This window comes from Streptomyces alkaliphilus (genome assembly GCF_014141535.1).
Lineage (GTDB): Bacteria > Actinomycetota > Actinomycetes > Streptomycetales > Streptomycetaceae > Streptomyces > Streptomyces alkaliphilus.
In genome coordinates this window covers 1-1,720 of the sequence record NZ_VKHT01001031.1, presented here as the reverse complement: position 1 = coordinate 1,720, position 1,720 = coordinate 1, and the positions used below count along the sequence as shown (strand labels likewise).

The 1,720-nt window shown below is 76.2% G+C and carries 2 protein-coding genes; one reads left to right on the top strand and one right to left on the bottom strand.

Features of this window, described 5'->3' with window-relative positions:
• The coding region (locus tag FNQ90_RS22155; RefSeq protein ID WP_228471486.1) for a hypothetical protein at positions 1–410 on the bottom strand (410 nt) is incomplete at its 3' end.
• Between the two features lie 314 nt (positions 411–724).
• On the opposite strand from FNQ90_RS22155, the gene fmt reads away from it, so the two are divergent.
• Positions 725–1,693 (top strand): methionyl-tRNA formyltransferase, encoded by a 969-nt coding sequence (gene fmt / locus FNQ90_RS22150; RefSeq protein ID WP_182607968.1) that lies wholly within the window; start codon positions 725–727, stop codon positions 1,691–1,693.
• The last annotated feature ends 27 nt before the right edge of the window (positions 1,694–1,720 follow it).

Below are 1,720 nucleotides of genomic sequence, written 5' to 3'. Positions count from 1 at the left end.
GAGCGGACCGCCACCCGGCCTCCTGTACTCCCGGCCGGTCGGCCGATCGCCCCGGCCCCCGGCGTCCGTCGGTTCCCGTACCGCCGGTGCACGGCCTGCTTGGTCACCCCCAGGGCCGAGCCGACGGAGTCCCAGGAGAAACCGAGCGAACGGTCGAAATCCACCGCCGCCGTCACCAGGGTCTCCACGTTGTCCCGCAACTCCCTGGCCAGGCGCACGGTGGGCGCGGGGGCCCGGCCGTACACGACGAAGCCGGAGGACGGTCCGCCGCGACGTGGCCGGTACACATTGCCCAGTTGCGCCGTGAGCGTCCGCAACGCGTCCACCTGGCGGCGCACCCGCTCGATGTCGCGCACCAGCAGATGCAGGCTGGCCCGGGCCCGGGCGTCAGCGGTGGTGTGGTCGGCCATCGACAAGCCTCTCCAACCGATTGGGGGAAACGGGGGACGGCGCCGCCGGGGGCGTCCCCCCGTGCGGTTGCTCCCGGTGCCCAACGCCGCACCCGGCGCCGGGGTCACGCCCACCGCCCGGATCGGGCGCGAACGGCTGGGTGCGCGCCCCTGTCCGCGCTCCCGGTCGGCGCGCCCCGTCCGCCCCCGGAGCCGTAGACTGTCCACCCGCACGGCGTCCGGGTGACCGGGGCGCCGTGACGGTGCGTCCCATCCGTTCCGCCGGTTCCCGTCCGGCCCGCCCCGCCGACCCCTTTCGAGGTGACCCCCGCACGATGAGGCTCGTCTTCGCCGGCACCCCCGAGGTGGCCGTACCCGCCCTGGACGCCCTGCTGGCAGCGGAACGGCACGAGGTGGTGGCCGTGGTGACCCGGCCGGACGCCCCGGCCGGGAGGGGACGACACCTCGTCGAGAGCCCCGTCGCGCGACGCGCCGCCGAGGCCGGCCTGGAGGTCCTGCGCCCCGAACGCCCGCGCGATCCCGACTTCCTGCGCCGTCTGCGCGAGATCGCCCCCGACTGCTGTCCGGTCGTGGCCTACGGGGCACTCCTGCCCAAGGAGGCCCTGGACATCCCCGCCCGCGGGTGGGTGAACCTGCACTTCTCCCTGCTCCCCGCCTGGCGGGGAGCGGCACCGGTGCAGCACGCCGTGATGGCCGGGGACGAGATCACCGGCGCCACCACCTTCCTCATCGAGGAGGGTTTGGACTCCGGGCCCACCTACGGGGTGCTCACCGAGGAGATCCGTCCCCGGGACACCAGCGGTGACCTGCTCACCCGACTGGCCTTCGCCGGCGCCGGCCTGCTCGCCGCCACGATGGACGGGATCGGGGACGGGACCCTGCGGGCCGTCCCGCAGCCCGAGGAGGGGGTCTCCACGGCGCCCAAACTCGGGGTCGGGGACGCCCGGATCGACTGGAACGCCCCGGCGTTGCGCGTGGACCGCGTCGTGCGCGGCTGTTCACCCGCCCCCGGTGCCTGGACGCTCTTCCGCGGCGAACGGCTGAAGATCCGGGAGGCGATCCCGGCCGGCTCCCGCGCGGACGGCCCGGGCGGACCCGCGCCGGAGGCCGCGGCCGCCGCCGCTCCCGGGGCGATCGTCGTGGGCCGACGGGCGGTCCACGTGGGTACCGGTTCGGGCCCCCTGGAACTGCTGTGGGTGCAGCCGCAGGGCCGCAAGCCCATGCCGGCCGCCGACTGGGCCCGCGGTGTGCGGCCCGGCCCCGACGAGCGGCTGGGCGACTGAGCCCCCGGAGGCGGCACGTCCCCGGTC

Bases quoted from the DNA above. Each gene is read 5' to 3' on its own strand.
- fmt (WP_182607968.1), top strand. From the start codon at position 725: ATGAGGCTCGTCTTCGCCGGCACCCCCGAGGTGGCCGTACCCGCCCTG.